We start from the raw sequence: 18,684 nt of genomic DNA on the forward strand, positions 1-18,684 counted from the left end.
TGTCTTAATCATTAGACTAAACTATGTCCGAACTAATGAATTAACTCTACTTAAAGATATTTTCACCAAACAATTAACTAACAAGTATAGCTAAAGCGAAATGCTGTTTAGTTTCATTAAATTAACGATAATTCGCTTCTGCTAATAACGCCAATATCTTATACTAGGCAGTCATCATTATTGAGACTGAAATGACAAATAGACAACTTTTACCACTGCTGATTTTAATGGTTATTTTTAGCCCCTTAGCCATAGATATATTTTTACCCGCTTTACCCATTATGGCTGAAGAACTTCTTGTTCCCATGAAGGAAATTCAATGGAGCATAACGATATTCATTCTAAGTATGGGCTTTGGTCAACTGATAAGTGGCCCACTCGCTGATAGATATGGTCGTCGCCCCGTTGCGATAGCTGGTATAATTATTTATGGCTTGGCTTCTCTTCTTTGTGCTTATGCAGATAACTTAACGTTTTTTCTCCTTAGTCGTTTAGTACAAGGCTTTGGTGCTTGCGCCATTGTTGTAGCCGCCTTTGCCAGTGTCCGTGATAAATACAACGCAATAGAAAGTGGCGTGATGTACTCTTATTTAAACAGTGCTATATGCTGTATTCCTGCGCTTGCACCATTACTGGGTAATGTTTTAACCGAGTATTTTGGCTGGCGAAGTAACTTTCAATTTATGACAGGATATGCTGTTTTTGCCGGTTTGATTTTGTTTTTTACCCTCAAAGAAACCAGGCCCACATATACCATACCCTCTAAAAATCTTATCAGCTTGGGGCATTTTATTACGGTGGCGAAACACCCTGTCTTTCTTTTTAATGCTTTAGTAGTAATGTTATCAATGGCAATTATTATTGCCTATGTAACGAGTTCACCTGCTTGGTTAATGGTGAGATTGGGGTTAGATCAGCAAAGTTTTGTTTATTGGTTTAGTCTCAATGCTGTCATTAATATTGTCGCTTGTTTTTTGGCTCCTCAGGTTTTAGTTAAATTTGGTGCCCGGGTGACCATAGGTTTTGGTATGGTTTTACTGATTGTAGCCGGATTGTTAATGTTAGCTTTATTAACTTGGCAAACACCTGTCGCTTTTATGTTACCAATAATGATCAGTTCACTTGGTTTTTCATTACTGATGGGAGCTTGTGCAGGACAAGCTCTAGCACCTTTTGGTGAAAAGGCAGGTTCAGCTTCAGCGCTGTTAGGATTTGTACAAATGAGTGGTTCAGCAGTTATTGTATATTTATTACAACTATTGCCACTCAATGAAGCTGAGCAATTGGTGTTATTAATGTTGTCAATAATTCCAGTGTATTTCATCTGGAAGTTGCCTAAAGTAAAAGCCCGTATCATGTTAGATGGTTAGCAATTGGTGGTGATTTTTGATTTATTACCACGATTACCACTAAATTTAGATAATGAAGATATACCTGACTTGAGACTCTGGCACAAGAAAGTGTAATCGCTGACAAGTATTGTATTTTTGGTCAATATCAATATTTCACAGAGTAGATTAATTTTGACTTTGATAAATATAAACTAACCTTTCTTGTTATTTTTAACTACTTGCATAACGAACGCTTAATATTCGGGTAGCCAGCGTTTCAATGCCTCTTGTAGCTTGTTAGGGTTCACAGGTTTAGCAATAAAGTCGTCCATTCCTACGGCTAAGCATTTCTCTCGGTCACCTTGCATTGAATTGGCAGTCATGGCGATTATCGGAATATTGCTATTAAGTACCTTAGATTGAGGAAGACGAATTTTTTTAGTCGCTTCATAGCCATCCATTACCGGCATTTGACAATCCATAAAGACTAAATCAAAAGGTAAGTTTTGTAACGAATTTAGTGCTTCTTCACCGTTAGCCGCTATGTCGACTTGCACACCAAATTTTCTCAACAAACCTTGTGCAACTCTTTGATTGATAGCATTGTCTTCTACAACAAGAACCCTTGCTTTGAACTGCGGAAGTGCACGAGCGCTAAACGCCGTGATCAAAGGTTGCTGTTGGGAATTAACGCCAGCAATGGTCATTAAGGTATTGTAGAGAATCGACTGATCAACAGGTTTGTTTAGATATCCGTTAAAGCCAGCCGCTTTTAATCTTTCGACATCGCCACGTTGCCCTTGTGAGGTCAACATTAATAAACGAGTCGTTGAAAAAATATCGCTATCGGCTTTAATCTTAGTTGCTAGTTGAAGCCCATCCATTTCAGGCATTTGCATATCCAAAATAGCAATATGGTAAGGAGTTCCTTGTATTCTAGCTTGGGTCAGTTTTTCTAATGCCTTATCTCCACTATCTACTAGGGTATGCTCGACTTGCCACTTGGTCAGTAATAAACCTAACAAAGTCCGGTTAGTTAAATTATCATCAACCACCAGTATCTTTTGATTCTGTAAATTGTCATAAATTTTCTTGGGTCGCATGTTATCAGCATTAGCAATATTTATACTAAACCAAAATGTAGAGCCTTCTCCGTCAACACTTTTCAGTCCGATCTCGCCGCCCATCAATTCAACTAATTGTTTACTTATAGATAGCCCCAATCCGGTGCCACCATATTTACGGGTCGTTGAACCATCGGCCTGGCTAAAACGTTCAAATAGCTTGTTTTGATCCGCTAACGTTAGACCAATGCCAGTATCAGATATCTCAAAGAGTAATTTAGTGTGCTGATTAGTCTGCTCTTGTAATTTGCAATGTACTGAAACCTCGCCTTGCTCTGTAAACTTTATCGCATTACCGATAAGATTATTGAGTATTTGACGAATACGCCCAGAGTCTGCAATAAATGACTGAGCGGGTAAAATATTAGCCGGACAAATTAGCTCTAAACCCTTGTTATGCGCTTGAAAAGCGAGACTGGTAGCAAGGTCATGGAGCAATACTTCTAAATCAAATTCAAGTGGTTCAAGCGCTAACATTCCCGCTTCAACTTTTGAATAATCAAGAATATCGTTAATAATACACAGTAATGACTCGGCACTATTTTTTACTGTTTTCGCAAAGTTGTGTTGTTCTGGATTTAGAGCCGTATCAAGTAAGAGGTTAGTCATGCCGATGACGCCATTCATCGGTGTGCGGATTTCATGACTCATGTTAGCTAAAAAAGCGGTTTTTGATTCATTAGCAACATCAGCTTGTTTTTTGGCTTCAGCTAAGCGAATAATCGTCTCTTTTTGATGGCTAATATCAGTACTGATATAAGTATAACCACTGAGTAATTTATTTTTATCGTAAAGTGGTACAATCGTAGTGTCTACCCAATAGCATTGTCCCTCTTTAGCTTTAATACGCACCTCATCATGCCAATATTTCCCCTTAGAAATCGCCGCAAAAATCTTATGCCAATAATTTTTTGATTGGTTATTAGCATTGAGAATACTATGACTTTTACCGATGAGTTCATTACGATTGTAACCAGTAATGGCGCAAAACTTATCATTGGCGTAGCTAATAATACCGTTAATATCGATGACAAGGACCAACGAATGTTCGTCCATCGCTTTTTTTTGTGCAGCCAAATCTTGTTGGGCGGTAATGCGTTTTTCTTCATTGATCACTCGTGCATCAATTTCTATTTTTAGTTTTTTATTCATGCGAAAAAACACTAAAATAATCAAAATGAGCAATGAGGCTATCGGTAATGCCCAGACGAGAATGGTTGATAATTCAGTACCCGATTGAACGTGTACCGATAACCAATTATTTGCAATAGCAGAACGTTTTTTTTCATTCATCGCAGCAAAGGTTTTATTTAAAATAGGAATAAGAGGTTCAAGCCCTTTTCTTACCGCCATCGATATTTCAAGTGTATAAGGGGTAAAGGAGGTAATAATCAGATCATTAATTTTATTTTTGTTTATTTCATAATTAATCGCAGCAATAGAATCAACAAAGGCATCAATTTCACCCAACTGTAATTTTTTAAGTCCGTCTTCAACCGATAAAACATCTACAATTTTAATACTGGGGTGATCTCGACTAATCAATTCATTATAAACATAGCCTTTAATTAGACCTAACTTCCTGCCTTGTAATGACGATAAACTTTCAGCATAGAAAGCGTTTTTCTTGCTAACAATGACGAGAGAAATTTCAAAGTAGGGTTCAGTAAAATTAATATATTCAGCTCTTTCTTTTGTATAAAAAATTGAAGACATGACATCAATATTGCCAAGTTTAAATTCCTCTAGCGCTTCCCCCCAACTCTTACCTACTGTTGGTGTTAAATTTATTTGTAGTTGTTGTTTTGCATGCAACATGTAATCTGCTGATATTCCGCTATGTTCACCCAATTCATCATTAAATTCAAAAGGAGGAAATGCAGAGTCAGTCCCCAAACTAAAAGAATTATTTTCTGACAGCCATTTTTTTTCGTTATCCGTTAAACTAGCAACAGATGATGATTTTTGAAAAAATGGTTTTAAGGTGGGGAGCCACTGTTTTTCTAATTCAATAATGTTATTAACGGGCATGTTTTCAATACCAGCATTAATTTTAGCTAATAATTCAGGTTGACCTTTTGCTATCACCCCAAAGACATTATTAGAAACAATAATCTCTTCAGAAATAGTGAATACTCCACTTAAGCCTTTTTTCGCTATTTGTGCAAAGGCATTAGGTAACTCAGCAACAACAGCCTGAACCTCATTATCTAACAACTTCTCGAGAGCATCATCAAAGTTTTTATACGTTGATTGTTCAAAGCTAGCAAAATTTTCCTTAAGGTAGGACTCTTGAAAGCTAAAATATTGACTGGTTATTTTAATATCACTTAATTCTCTTAGCTTAGATTTTTTGTCAATTGAGCGATTATAAATGATACCGGTTTGTACATTATGGATAGGTAAGGAAAAATCAGCCCACTGTTGTCGTTGCTGATTCTTAAAGAGCCCAACATGTAAGGTATTCTTTTGTTTGAGCAACGCTATACTTTCTTCAAAGGGTAATAGAACAAAGCGAATAGGAATATTGTTAGTTTTAGACCAGAGCTGCCAAAACTCAACATAAAGCCCACTAGGATTACCATTGGGAAGCTTAAAACTAAAGGGCAAGTTATCTTCAGTGCCAACAACAGTAATAACACCTAACGGCTCATTACCCAGCTCTTGTGAAACTGATTGAAAACTATGAATAAATGCAAAAGTTAATAGCAGGTAAAAGGTAATTCTTAATTTCATATTATTAATTTTTATTCTTCATAGTCGTTAGTATAAGTTAAGTATTTTCTTGAATATCTTACCGGGAAATTAATAATTCTCAGTCAATAGCATTACCCGTAATATATCCATAATAGAGTCGTGTGTTGAGAACACATTTCATTAACTGATGATTAGAAAGCTTATCGTTATACAAGCGCATTCTATCAACAAAACTTAGCACTAAGTCGCTTTAAAATCAATCAGCACTAACATCCCTCTCCGTCTAAAATGTGCGCTTTGGCTATCCAACTACAGATATTAAAAACTATTTTTGCAATTCAACACATATCAGTTTATTCACGTCGTTTAATATCACCAACCGTAAAATTAGTCTTTGCGATGATAGCGCCAACTTAATACCTCATAAGCTTGACGAATTTCGATAAAATCCGCCGCGCAGCCACCTTTATCGGGATGGGTAATGGCAATTTTCTTCTGATAGGCCCGACGTATCCCAAACCAATCAATATTTTTATCTACCTCTAACGTCGTTAGAGCAGCAGCAACCTTATCTACTGCACGGTATCTTTGCCAAAAACGGGAAAAGAGTGACTCCACTTCTGCAAGGGTAATGTTATTCAAGTTAGACCAGCTTAAATAGTAATGGGCTAGATCAGTATCGCGCATAGCCAAGGTACCTTTTGCTGCAGCATGATTTGGTACTAAACAAATTTCTAATGGAAAAATAGTCAGTAAAAAACCCTCACTTTTAATATCTCGTTGAATTTGATAAAGCGCATTCATAACAAAAAAATTCTTTTGAAATATGGCAATTTGAGGGTCAACATCCTTTTTTATCAGTAGCAAAAAATCCTGTTGGCAAAGATTGACTAAATCAATTATGGAACAAGCACAGTTTTGTTTTTTTAAATATCCCAGTATGTTAATAATCAAAGGATTGGTCATGGGTTCATTCCTTGTTGATTTAATACTTTTAAGCCAGTAGATAAATTAAAAGCTAACGTTAAACGGTTGTCTTCTGATGACAAGTTACCTTAACGGCTACGCGATCACTCGCGGGTAAGTTTAGTAACACACCTGCAATTGAAGACATAAACTATTTTCATCTCTTTTCAAGAAAATAAGTAATAGCTCACATGTAATGTCAAAAAATAATAACTAAAATTAATGATAGGCGCGTTAGACTGATTTGTTGATATTATGGATACTATTTATCTACTAGACAGCAAGAATCCACAAAATTTTCTGTATACCTTGTTCACCAAAGGTCTGCAATTTATTATTGTGCAGCAGTAAAGTATTAAAAAAGTCATTGCCTCTCACATATCAGGAGTAATGACTTGTTAGTATTATCTATCTTAAATTTTTTCGAATACAGTCACTCTTAACTTGCGGTCAACATTATCATCGGGAAAATCACACTCACTGGTAAAGCGTTCTGACATTTTCAAACTATGGCCAGATGATTCAATAATCTCGGCATCTGACTCATCCCACGTTGCATCATAACGATGAAATAAACAAATCAACCAACCGCCCTGACTTAAAAGCTTTGAACACATACTCACCAATTTAGAAAAATCTTGTCCTTTAGGCTGATGCTCTGCATAAGGTGATTTATAAACGGTTGGCGGTGGATCTAAAATAATGCCTTCGAACTGCTGACCACTTTTTATTGCCTTAGGTAAATGCTTATAGATATCACCCTTTATAAAACTGCGAGTGCCAAAGTCCATAGCATTTTTTTCGTAGCTTTTTTCAATACGCGGTAATAACGCTTTCGATCTGTCCAGGTGAATTGCGGCCTTCGCGTTCCCTTTTAAAGCCGCTATACCCAAACTGCCCGTGAATGAAAATAAATTCAATACACGACGGCCTTCACTATTATTAGCTAACCACTTACGAACGGGACGTGCATCCAGATATAAACCACAATTATGCATCGTATCGGCAAGCAAACTATAATAGACCCCGTATTCTTTGGTAAATTCTGGCGCATCAGCAATATCGCCATGAAGCGAGAACATTCTATTCTTCAAGCGTAACCCGAGAGTTTGATCACCTTTTGCCATAATAAGCGTGAAGGGAAAACACTGTAATAGTGCATCTTTGATTACATCAAGGTCCTCACGAATATCGTCTTTAAATTCGACCAAGGCCATAGTGCCAAATTTTTCAATAACTACACCCGGCGCTCCTTCGGTGTAACCATGGAAAACACGCCAAGAATCAAATTCATCTGATTCATTTAAGACTTTTCTATCATTCCATGCTTTTTCGATGAGATCTTGCCACTTTATAGTCAAATCTATGTCCTGCCCTTAGGTATATTTCTAGTGTGGATTGTCTATATTCGTTAGATAATAAGTTAACAAAGAACACACTATCGCTTAAAACTTGTCAGCACGAGTTACTTTGAAAGCAGAACATCAAATAAATAAAATAATATAATGCTGCATCAGCAACTTATTCAATCAATATTATAACTAACCACTGCCGGTGTTAATACTGATATCCTAATAAATCAACCTTGTTATTAAAAGTTCTCCTAATTGAACATATTTTGTTTAAGATACTTCTGCCTAAATACTATCAACATCAGCAGTAGTAAATAACTGAATAAACCACCACTACTTTTTTCCCTCTTATCATCACCAGTGTCAAGCGGCATGTTGTTAACGCTAAATTTAATAGTGTTGCTTACTGAAAGTCTTGGGTTACCGTTGTCAGTTACGGTCAAGTCTACTTGATATGAATTCCCGCCGGCCATAGAAGAGGGATCAAAACTAACAAGACCACCGTCGATAATAGGTGATGGAATAGTACCGGATATAAGCCAAACATAAGAAAGGATATCGTCAGCATTTTCATCGGTGGCGTTAGCAGATATTGTGACTAAACCTACGCTAATATCAACTGATGACACAGCCACATTATTCTGTGTTATCGACAAAGAAACTTCAGGAGATATATTAACCATCTCTTCGAAACAGCCCTTTTCATCAACACTTTCTCCTGATGGAGTATTTGGACACTGATCAAGGTTGTTCTCTATGCCGTCATTATCATCATCAGCATAAACAGCGGGCGTATTTTCATTACAGCGCTGGGCATTATTTTGATTGGTAGCAGTACAATGCGCCAAATAATCCACTTCCATGGTTACTTTACGCAGACTTGGGTCTATCGCCCCACCTAGATTTCCCCCCATAGCAACATTGAGTAAAACAAACATCGGTTCTTTATATTGTGGACAATTCGATACATTATGCGAAGTAACTAAGGTATCATCCATATAAAATGATATGTTGTTTTCATCCCATTCAATGGCGTAATCATGCCAATCGAGTACATCATTAGCGCCATTTGGATAAGTGAATCTCACTTCACTACCACAAGATCCCCCTCCGGTATTAAAAAAGTTAGTTATATAAGTGCTAGGACTATTGGCAAACCATTCCCAGACATCAATCTCGCCAGCACCTGGGTTGGGCCAGTTAACAAAGTCATCATCATTTTTACGGGGGCTTTCAGCGATACGATTCTCTAACATCCAAAACGCCGGCCAAGACCCCCTTTCAAGGTTATGAAAACGAATTCTTGACTCTATTCTGCCATAGAGAAACTCACGTTTATCTTTACCGTTAATTCGACCGGAGGTCCAATCTCTAGATTGATTATTCAAGCCTGCACAATTAGTTTGCTGCTTTCTGGCGATTATTTTTAAGGTGCCATTAGAAACATCAAAGTTCTTATCAATGGAACTATCATCATCGGTATAACATTGAACTTCATTATTAAAGTTGGCATCGACTTGGGCCGTCCAATTTTGCCAATTAACACTGTCCCCTGAAAAAGTATCTATATAGTTAACTTCCCAACCTGCCATAGTAGGTGTCGTTATTAACAAACTCAGCAAACTCATTAAAAACAGTCGACTTTTAAAGCTGATATTCTTTAGCATTGAATTAACATTGCACTGATAAACTGAATATTGGTTCATTATTATTCTCTTTTTTCTTAAAAGAACTTATTAAATCAATCGATAATCAATTTAATAAGCTGCCGATTTTATAGTGATTTTAAAAAGGCTATTAATGAAGCTTCGTCAGCATCAGAAAGTGCTTCATACTTAACTTTAGAAGCTTCTGATTCCCCACCATGCCAGAGAATTGCTTCATCAATCGTTCTCGCACGTCCGTCATGCAAATAACTATGCTCGGGCGTACAAACTTCATTACCTTGGCCGCCAACTGGGTTTTCTACACCTCCAGTAACGCAAGCCGACAAACCTATGCCCCATAGCGGTGTTGTTCGCCATTCAGCCCCTGTAGCGTTGCCCTCTCCTAAGTTGTCAGCAAGACCTTCACCCATATCATGTAACAGTAAGTCGGTATAAGGATGAATAGTTTGATCTCTTAGTTCTGTAAACGGGTGATAGATACTGGTTTGTAATGTTTGCGTATGACAATCCACACAACCAATACTTGAGAATAACGCTTGTCCTTGTTGTACCTGAGGATCATCAAGGCCACGTTGCGCTCGTACACCCAACAATGCGATGTATTTCACTAAATTGTTCAAGTGCTGGTCGCTTATTTCAGATTGGTCATGACCACATTCATTTCTTTCTTGTTGAGCAGAACCACAATCTGGTGATGGTAGTACAGAGGTCATCACCCCCATATCAGTATTAAACGCTGCCGCAACTTGATGCTTTATGCTTGATGTAGCGGCTTTCCAACCAAAACGCCCAAGGCGAATATCTTGGGTTTCGGGATCGATAGCACTTTGCGCTTTACCTGAAATACCAAAGGGAGCAAATTCATCATTAACATCAGCCATCGCTAAAATAGTTTCTTCAGGAATTGCTTCTAATAATCCTAGGCCAACGAGTTGAGGTGCAATGCGTGCTGAGAATTTTTCTGGCGTACCCGTTGAAAACTTATAATTAGGTGAACGTAAACCATTCACCTCAGTCCATGATTCAATAGCTACCGTTCCTTCACTTTGTACGCTTCCCGTATTCGATGGCTGTAAAACATCGCCACGCTGGGCATCGGGTTCACCATCAGCATCAGCAATTTTAAAGACCCATTTGTCTAATGCCTCGCCAATTGGTGCTGGAGCTGCCCTACCATTACGTTCATGACAACTTGCGCAACTATGATTAACAAAATGCGTACCTGACTTACCTACCATTTCTGAAAAAACACCATTGGCTGGGTCTTCATCATGCTTACCATCAACAAAAGAGGTATGATGAATACGTCTTCCTAAAACGAACGCTTGCCCATTTAAACTTGATAAATTAGTCGCCATTTGCATGAAATGGTCATTAGGTTCATTAGTATATTGATAAGGTAATGTGGTATTACCGCCTAACCAACCTTGTTTAGCGATAGGATGTGAGTTTTCACGCTCTGATGATTTATCATCAAAATCTCCGACTGTTTTCCAAGGAGCCATGCCACCTTTACCGACTTGGTAAAGATAAGTTGTGCCGTAATAATTTGACCGCCCCTCTGGAACGCCTAATAAAAACTGACTGACTTCAATTTCCATGTGTTGGCCAATACTGAGGGTTTCTATGCTGCCATTAAGTCCGCGAAACTCATTAATGGTTACTGAATATTTATATTGATCGCCATTTGTACTTGTTTGCACAAGGTCGTCGTCGTAACTACCGTGACCGACCGTCACAACGTTAGGCTCATAATTACCATGGTATTCAGCAACAGTATTCATTCCTGAATACCATGCTCTAAATTCTAACGCCTCAAGCTGCCATTGTGTTACCCATTCAATTAAAATAGATGAGCCGCCTTTAGCCACATAATCGGTGAATTTATAACGTGCTGTTCTATGAGTCCAATAATGAGAAAGGTAATGGTCGTATTGCTGAAATTGATCTTCTTTAGCATGACGATCACGTCCTCTGTCAGCAAACTTGGTGACCACAGCATCATTAGTTTCATAAATTAAAGCATGTTCTTGTGCCGTGCTAGAGGTATAAAGTGGCACGATATCACCAAAAAGTCCGTATTCTTGAAGGTTCCAACCCGCTATAGCCGCACCTTCAATAGTTCCTTTTTCGGTGTCACCTTTATAAAAGTATAACGGTTTACCCTGATAGGCAGCTTGTGTTGTGCCATCATTTCGATTAATGATTGATAAATTTGGCACACCAGAAGCGACACCATCAGTCACTAGAAGCGGAGGCCAATTAACCGCACAACCATCGTTGCAATTACTGCCGTCAGATCCAATGTCATTATCAAAGGTATATAAGCTAAAACTTGGCTTTTGGCTGTCTTCACCACCAACAAGAATATCGTTGTTAAACGCCACTTCAATTAACTGTTCTACGGCTTCACAGCCGAGAAAATCCACAAAGGTCCCGATAGGTGTATCTGGACAATTATCCAGATTATTAAATACGCCATCACCATCTGAGTCAGCGCACCCGACCTCATTAATTTCTGCATTTTCAAGCGTATCAGGACACAAATCTAGGTCGTTACTAATACCATCTAAATCATCATCAATAACCGCTGTTATTTGCAGCCAATTAATATTGAATGAACCTGCGTTTATCGCTAATCGTAAGGTAAAAGTACCGCTCGTCGTTAAAAACGAATTAACCACCTGGGTTTCAAAGGTTTGCCATCCCCCCGTGCTAGCAACATTGTCACTACCAATTGTATTGCCATTTATCGACAGCGTATAATTACCACCGCCTGAATCTGAAGCCACACGGCTGCTAATGGTATAAGTCCCAGCACTTAAGGTTACCGGGTATTCTAGCCATTCTGTTGCTTGGGTATAACCAATATTGTAACCGCCGCCCACATCAGTGGTAACTTCGATATCTACAGCGTCATTACGGTAACTTGCTCCGCCTTCATTGCTCGCTGTGGTATCAAAATAGCTGATGTAATCTTCTGCTTGAACAAGCACATCAACAACCTCTTCAATGACCGCACAGCCAGAGCTGTCTACCCTTGTATTGTCTGGAGTTTCAGGACAAGTATCATCTGCATCTTTAACACCATCATTATCACTGTCCGTATCGACACTAACAATAATGATGTCGCAACCACTCGTATCTACAGTGGTATTGGCTAATGTATTAGGACACGAATCGACTTGGTCGAATACCCCATCATTATCAGTATCTACATTGATAGTCTCTTTTTCTGTTGGAGTTGACCCACCTCCACAACTTATTAGCGTACTGAGTAATAACAATGAAAGCATTTTTTTTGAAAAAACACTTAAAGCTCCTGTTAGTGCGCTAAGATTTAATGTTAATTTGCTCATTATTTTATTATTCTTCTCTTAAAATATTCAATTAAGTCAATGATTAACCAGCTTAATGAATAATTTGGTTTATAACGATCCCAAAAGATAAACAGTACTGCTGCACTTATATCAATAAGCGCTAACTCTGCATTTTTGAATTATCTTACTGTCTAGCATCCTATAAATAGTCATGTTCAGACTTGACTATTTTTAGCACAATTATTGGCCAAACAGCATCGAAATACGGTCAAAGGGGGGGTAGAAAAAGTTGAAGTGGATAAAGGAAATGAACGAGTATTAATGATAAACTTTTGTTATCACCCTCACAAAAGCTTGCTTTGTTTTCATTTAAAACAATAACTTAAAAACTTTTACATTTATTTTATTTCGTACTCATATTTAATAAAAGTATAAAGATCTCACGAAAATAAAGCTCATTGTATATCTACATAGTTAACTATGTAGATATACAATTTATAAGTGCCTTAGGCAGGCGTAACACCGTCAGTACTGTCATCTAAGTCATTCACTTCAGCCGCCATTTTTCCTCGACGTGCCTCAAGTTTACTGCGGGTATCATGAGCCATTTTCTCAGTAATCGGGTAAGTAGCGACCATCCAAATAGCAACCACCGAACAAAGTACAGGCACAAGTACATCAGCTAAGCGCATATAAAACAGTGTATCAGCAGATTGGGCTCCAGCTAACGCGACATCAAAACCTGTTGCATGAAGTAAAAATCCGCCAGCTGCCATCGCCGCTGCCAAGCCTAATTTAACAACCCACCAATAAATTGAGCCAAACATACCTTCACGTCGCTCACCGGTTTCCAATTCATCAAGATCACAGACATCCGCAACCATAGATCCCATTAAGGTGAACAAACCGCCTAAACCAAAAGAGAAAAATATTGGTGGAATAATCACTAGCATTGGATTATCCGGTGTAAAACAAATCCATTTAAGTGCATAACCAAAGATAGAAATGGCAATGGTTATGAAAAAAGCATTTCGCTTCCCTAACCAGCTTGATAATTTAGTAACAATAAAAATAGCACAAGACGTTGAAATAAATGACACCGTACCCGCCCAACCGACATATTCAGCACCTAATGCTTGATCGCCGCCAAAGACATAATAAATAATCACGTAACTTTGGAAAGCTGAAACCATCATAAAGCCGTTGAACACTAAAAAGGTTGCGCCACATAAACTAAGGAAAGGCTTAAATTTAAGTGTAATTAAAAAGCCCTTAAAGAAATCAGTAACGGCATAACTCAAGCTTCTTGGTTTTACTGGTGGTGCATTCGGGTCAATAATTGTTTTTGAAGTTGCTATGGGTGTAAAGCGTTCAGTAAGAAATATTGCCGGTAAAATACCAACAATAATAGTAAATAGCCCAATAATGACGGCCAACCAACTGGCGCCTTCAATCATATCGCTAAACAGCGATTCATTTTGCATAAACAGTAAGAACCAAGGTGCAAATAACCAAGCAAATTGGCCCATAAAATTCTGCACAGCCATGATGCTGGTACGTTCATGATAATCAGGCGTTAATTCATAGCCTAATGCGACCCAAGGTGTTGCAAAAATAGTATAGGCTAGATAAAAAATGATAGAACCAATTAAAAAGAACCAAAAGTAAAATTCTTCACTCTGGCCTCTCGGTAATTGCCATAACAAGGCAAAAGTAATACCTGCGACAATAGCGCCCCAAAATATATAAGGTCTGCGTCGACCCCACTTTGATCTTGTGTGATCGGAAATATACCCCATTAGCGGATCGGTAAAGGCATCGACCAAACGAGGTAATGCACCTAACAAACCCACTAAAGCTGGATTCATACCTAAACCCAAGTTAAGCACTATGGTCATAGTACCAATTGCCGCACCTAATAAGTTATTTACGAAAGCGCCGAAGCCATAGATAATTTTTCTTAGTGTGGAAATTTTATCTTCAGTCGCGGTTTGATAATGTTCTTGCGTACTCATAAAGCGCTATTCCGTTAAAATGATTATTGAATGAAACTTTAGCCTAATTAAAATTTAGTGAAAGGTTTCAATTATAAATGTCATTTGACACTATATAATTGTAAATCTTAAACAATATAAAAACGATGAGTCGGTCATTGTGGGGCGATGAAATGGTCACAATGAGCTTTTTAAATTGATATAATTTTTTCTACTAGCTCAATAGTCCAATAAAAGTATTTACTGAAAAATTGATAAAATCCCAATAACCTCGAAATAAGTCCACCCTACCGTATTTTAGTTGTATCAATTTACATTCGTAATAGTCTGTTAAAGTAAACTAATTTATAAATAATATGGCTAAGGTTAATTAACCGTTTAAATTTATATTTTTAATTTCATTTGAGAGATGTAATACCTGTAAATATTTGTCAGCAACTAAGCAACGCTAAGGATCTAGATATAGCGTTTTACGTGCCTGCTTAGCTCACTCAAATGACATTAAAATAAAATTGGCAAAATGAAGAAATTAAATAATGTCAGGATAACTCAATACTATGCAGCCACTACTTAGTCAGCCGTCAATAAAGGAACAAGTTGATGAGCTAATGTCAAAAATGACATTAGCACAAAAAATTGGACAAATGACCCAAGCTGAACGACTGAGCTGTACGCCCGATGATGTCAGAAAGTACCATTTAGGTTCGGTATTGAGTGGCGCAGGTTCATTACCCGAAAATAATGATCTTAACAGTTGGCTAAAAACAACCGATAGCTATTGGCAAGCATCAATGGTTAGTGACGAAAATCATTTAGCAATCCCCTTACTCTATGGTGTTGATGCCATACATGGTCACAATAATCTTAAGGGAGCAACAATTTTCCCACACAATATCGGTTTAGGTGCTGCCGCCGATGCTGATTTAATAGCACGTATTGCACAAGTAACACGAAAAGAGGTATTAGCGAGTGGCGTCGATTGGGTCTTTGCACCCAACCTAGCTGTTGCACAAAATATTCAATGGGGTCGCAGCTATGAAAGCTACGCTCAAACCCCAGAATTAATTAATCAATACGCAAGTGAAATTATCAACGGTCTTCATGGAAAGCTTGCTGGTGAAGGCGTTATCGCTTGTGTCAAACATTGGGTTGGCGATGGAGCTACAACGCATGGTATTGACCAAGGTGATGCTAATATTTCTTGGCAAGAACTCAACAATACCCATATTAGCCCCTACATAATCGCTTTAAAAGCGGGGGCAATGACAGTTATGGCGTCATTTAATAGTTGGAATGGCAACAAGTGCCATGGCCATAAGTATCTGCTCACGGATGTACTAAAACAACAATTGAATTTTTCTGGTTTCATTGTTTCTGACATGAATGGTATTGATTACCTCTGTGATGATTTTTATCTCGCGGTTGCTCAAGGCGTTAATGCTGGCATCGATATGTTTATGCTCCCCGAAAACTGGCAGCAATTTATTCACCATCTTCATAACCATGTTGAATTAGGAACTGTGCCTATATCAAGAATTAATGACGCCGTCCGCCGGATATTGTCAGTAAAGTTTGCCAGCGGATTATTTAATTCGCCTCGTCCCAGTGAAAGGATTTGGGCAAATAATGTTAGTTTTGGTGCTAGTGCGCATAGGAATATTGCACGAGAAGCGGTCAGAAAGTCACTTGTGCTGTTAAAAAACAAGAAAAACACACTGCCTTTAAAAAAGCAGGCTCGAATTTTAGTTACGGGTAAGAATGCTGATAATATCGGTCATCAGTGCGGAGGGTTTACCATTGATTGGCAAGGTGTATCAGGAAACGATCAATTTGAAGGAGCCACTTCTGTCTGGCAAGGTATTTCAGCGGTTGCGCCCAATGCGGTATTAAGGCGTGATAGTGATGTTTCAGCAATATCGGCAAAAGATCATGATATCGCTGTGGTGGTGATCGGTGAGTACCCTTATGCAGAAGGCCATGGTGATATCAGAGATTGTGAAAACCTTATAATAGAGGCAGGATCACAAATAAACGGTCAAGTAAATATTTCAGCGCCCTATGGCAACTCACTAGCATTAAAACAGTTACACCCAGAAGACTATCTATTGATAAAAGATATTAGTGATAAGGGCATACCCCTGGTTGTTATTTTGATCTCAGGGAGAACATTAATCATTAATGACGAATTAGATAAGTCAGCAGCATTCATTGCTGCTTGGCTTCCTGGCTCGGAAGGCCAAGGTGTTAGTGACATGCTCTTTGGCGAGTTTAACTTTCAGGGAAAGCTGTCTTTTTCTTGGCCCAAAAAAACCTCAGCAGAAAAGAAGAAAAATAACACCAAACCACTCTTCCCCATCGGTTATGGTTTACGTTACAAAAAATAAAATAATGATATTCACTGGCAATAAATCCTACGATGATAGTGCATTCACACTTAGTGAGCACCCACCATCACTTAGAGCAACTGGCAATAGGATGGACTAATGCTTTGGTAATTTTTCCCTGTTGGTGTTTAACCAATGGTTGATTAATATAGCCAGTAAATTTAGCTGACATGCGTTCAGATATTAAGGTAGCGCCTGAGCTTAAATTGGCAATAAACCCCGTGGACTTTTGTAGTTTTTGTTTCTTTTTATTGGCATTTTTATTGGCGTTATCACTATGTGAATCGACCGATAAGCAGCCCGCAGCGAAGCTCTGTTCACGACTCGCGGCAAGAATACAAATTCTATTTTCTGCGGCACGCGATAACAAGCAATATTCAACCTCACCTGGCTCTTGAATTTCAAAAGGCACCAGTAATAAGTGAACTTGATTCAACGCCGCTACGTTAACTATTTCAGGTATGGTTGCATCATCAGCTGTTAGCATAACAAGCTTGATATTACCTTGCTCTAACGGTAATTCTACAAGAGTTAACGCATCTCCAAGTGGTGTCCACTGGTATCGTTGGCAAAAGTGTAATTGCTGCTGTTTTGCCAATAAACCCTGTTCGCTTATTAACACCGCCTGATGTGCGCCATCAATCACTAAACTAGTACACACATATTGAAAAGGTCTCAGTACTGAGCTGATTTGTATAATGAGTTGTTTACTCAAAGAGGCTATATCGGCGAGTTGCTCAGCATTATTCGTTATGGTTTTATCTGCAATAAAAAATAACTCAGGCAATTGAATAATATCACTGAGGTTGTTTTCAATGTAAAAACAAACATCTTCAATGGCTTGTTCATTAGACTTATAGGTTGCAAATATTGCGACATTCGCCGTTTCGGGAACCTTGTCATTATTCATATGCTTAGCCACCTTTTTTATCGGTAATGTTAGCGCTTGATAAAGTTCAGGGCGTCGTTGCATAAAGACATCGCTGCCATCAGGTCGGCATTTGTTATTGGGTGCTATCGCAGAGTTTTCTAAATCAAGATCAGCAAACACAAAACCTGCTTCATTATGGTTCATTTTAGCGAGTACTTTACCCTCAGGAGAAACTATTTGGCTTTGGCCTGCGCCACTTAGAGATCCCGTTGCTGACAATCGACCAATTTTATTTGCTGTGGCCAAAAATACTTTATTTTCACACGCTCGAGCTGGGTCATGTAAGTGACTTTGATCGTAGGAAAATGTGCTTATTGAATTACAGAATAATTGCCCACCTTGCAAAGCTAATTCACGAGAGGTGTTAAAGGTCATCGTGTCATTACCCATTAACAGTCCAATTTTTGCTAGCGGCGTTAAAGTTAACGTAGACGCCTGACTTGCATTAATAAAAAAATCATTTTCATGACCTTCTAATTTTTGTTTATCGACTTGGTCAAGGCGTTGCCCAAACGGCGAAAATAAACAAGTGGTTATACTAACACCTGCTTTAATCGCATCCTTTTTTTGTTCAGGTGACCAGCTACTTGCAGCATATCGCCTTAAAGTAACGTTAATTACGATGTAGCAGTGATGCTTTTTGGCTTGTTCTGCAATAGCCAGTAAAAAAGGACCGTCAATGTCTAAAGCTTGATGCCAAGCCTGACTACGGTCCTTGTACCCTGGTTCGGTATGGCAAAAAAGTGTATTACAAAATTGAGGTAACACTATGAGTGCTGGCTGACAGACGGCCGCCTCATTTATCATACCCAGGCAGGTTACTTGATTTTCTTGAACATCCAAAGTGGTGGCAAATTGAGAAACGGCGACTCGCATGATATTTTTTCCGGATAATGGGCTGGTGCAGTGATGCAAGCT

Annotated in this window: 9 protein-coding genes; 2 read left to right on the forward strand and 7 right to left on the reverse strand. The window is 38.4% G+C overall.

Annotated features, from left to right (window positions below; translation table 11 throughout):
• Nucleotides 1-191: 191 nt before the first annotated feature.
• Nucleotides 192-1,370: a multidrug effflux MFS transporter gene (locus H4J76_RS03575; RefSeq protein ID WP_182214903.1), complete on the forward strand. Its 1,179-nt coding sequence runs from the start codon at nucleotides 192-194 to the stop codon at nucleotides 1,368-1,370.
• Nucleotides 1,371-1,585: 215 nt separating this feature from the next.
• On the opposite strand, the gene H4J76_RS03580 is transcribed toward H4J76_RS03575, so the two are convergent.
• From H4J76_RS03580 to H4J76_RS03605, 6 genes are all read right to left on the reverse strand, one after another.
• Nucleotides 1,586-5,191 (reverse strand): response regulator, encoded by a 3,606-nt coding sequence (locus H4J76_RS03580; protein WP_182214901.1) that lies wholly within the window; start codon nucleotides 5,189-5,191, stop codon nucleotides 1,586-1,588.
• 348 nt (nucleotides 5,192-5,539) lie between these two features.
• Complete coding sequence (locus H4J76_RS03585; protein ID WP_182214899.1) at nucleotides 5,540-6,118, reverse strand: DNA-J related domain-containing protein; 579 nt, start codon at nucleotides 6,116-6,118, stop codon at nucleotides 5,540-5,542.
• A gap of 413 nt (nucleotides 6,119-6,531) precedes the next feature.
• Nucleotides 6,532-7,479, reverse strand: coding sequence for a class I SAM-dependent methyltransferase (locus H4J76_RS03590; RefSeq protein ID WP_182214897.1), 948 nt, complete (start codon nucleotides 7,477-7,479; stop codon nucleotides 6,532-6,534).
• A gap of 242 nt (nucleotides 7,480-7,721) precedes the next feature.
• Nucleotides 7,722-9,176 (reverse strand): glycoside hydrolase family 16 protein, encoded by a 1,455-nt coding sequence (locus H4J76_RS03595; protein WP_259364598.1) that lies wholly within the window; start codon nucleotides 9,174-9,176, stop codon nucleotides 7,722-7,724.
• Nucleotides 9,177-9,244: 68 nt separating this feature from the next.
• A complete protein-coding gene (locus H4J76_RS20135) occupies nucleotides 9,245-12,496 on the reverse strand; it encodes a di-heme oxidoredictase family protein (RefSeq protein ID WP_182214895.1) in 3,252 nt (1,083 codons plus the stop codon).
• Between the two features lie 467 nt (nucleotides 12,497-12,963).
• The gene (locus tag H4J76_RS03605) at nucleotides 12,964-14,472 is read right to left on the reverse strand and encodes an MFS transporter (RefSeq protein ID WP_182214893.1); all 1,509 of its coding nucleotides are present in this window, start codon (nucleotides 14,470-14,472) and stop codon (nucleotides 12,964-12,966) included.
• 536 nt (nucleotides 14,473-15,008) lie between these two features.
• Here H4J76_RS03605 and H4J76_RS03610 point away from each other — a divergent pair.
• Nucleotides 15,009-16,835, forward strand: coding sequence for a glycoside hydrolase family 3 protein (locus H4J76_RS03610; protein ID WP_182214891.1), 1,827 nt, complete (start codon nucleotides 15,009-15,011; stop codon nucleotides 16,833-16,835).
• Between the two features lie 67 nt (nucleotides 16,836-16,902).
• On the opposite strand, the gene H4J76_RS03615 is transcribed toward H4J76_RS03610, so the two are convergent.
• The gene (locus tag H4J76_RS03615) at nucleotides 16,903-18,642 is read right to left on the reverse strand and encodes a nitrilase-related carbon-nitrogen hydrolase (protein ID WP_182214890.1); all 1,740 of its coding nucleotides are present in this window, start codon (nucleotides 18,640-18,642) and stop codon (nucleotides 16,903-16,905) included.
• Nucleotides 18,643-18,684: the final 42 nt, after the last annotated feature.

This window comes from Colwellia sp. BRX9-1, from assembly GCF_014077195.1.
GTDB lineage: Bacteria > Pseudomonadota > Gammaproteobacteria > Enterobacterales > Alteromonadaceae > Colwellia_A.